This is a genomic window from Streptomyces thermovulgaris (assembly GCF_002155915.1).
GTDB lineage: Bacteria > Actinomycetota > Actinomycetes > Streptomycetales > Streptomycetaceae > Streptomyces > Streptomyces thermovulgaris.
This window is the reverse complement of the sequence record NZ_MUME01000334.1, coordinates 5,511-6,034: the sequence shown is the minus strand read 5'-3', so window position 1 is coordinate 6,034 and position 524 is coordinate 5,511. Positions and strand designations below refer to the sequence as shown.

At 72.9% G+C, this 524-nt stretch carries 1 protein-coding gene; it reads left to right on the top strand.

Annotation, left to right across the window (positions count from 1 at the left end; all coding sequences use genetic code 11):
• Nucleotides 1–514 (top strand): serine protease (locus CCN35_RS23120; RefSeq protein WP_143631767.1); only part of this gene is annotated, 514 nt, incomplete at its 5' end.
• Nucleotides 515–524: the final 10 nt, after the last annotated feature.

The following is a 524-nucleotide window of genomic DNA, read 5'->3' as shown; positions in this document are numbered from 1 at the left end:
CGGGCGCACCTTCCTCGACGGGACCGACGGCACGGTCAGCGAGGTCAGCCGCATCTGGGTCGACCCGGGGTATCTGGGCGCCACCGGGGGAGGCGACGTGGCCGTCCTCACCCTGAGCACCCCGATGCCGTACGCGGTGGCGAAGTACGTCTCCCCCGCCGACACCGACGTGTACACGCCCGGCACCACCGCCCGTGTCCTCGGCTGGGGCACCACCGCCGTGAACGGCCCCTCCTCCAACCAGCTGCGGACCGCGACGGTGCCCATCACGTCCGACGCGGAGTGCCAGAACGCCTACGGCTCCGACTTCGTCGCGAGCGACATGGTGTGCGCCGGACACCCCTCCGGCGGCGTCGACACCTGCCAGGGCGACAGCGGCGGTCCCCTGCTCGTCGGGGGCGTCCTGGCAGGGATCACTTCCTGGGGCATCGGCTGCGCCGAGCCGGGCTATCCGGGGGTCTACACCCGGATGACCGCCTTCTCCGACCGGGTGACCGCGCAGCTCGATCCCTGAGCCGCGCCCC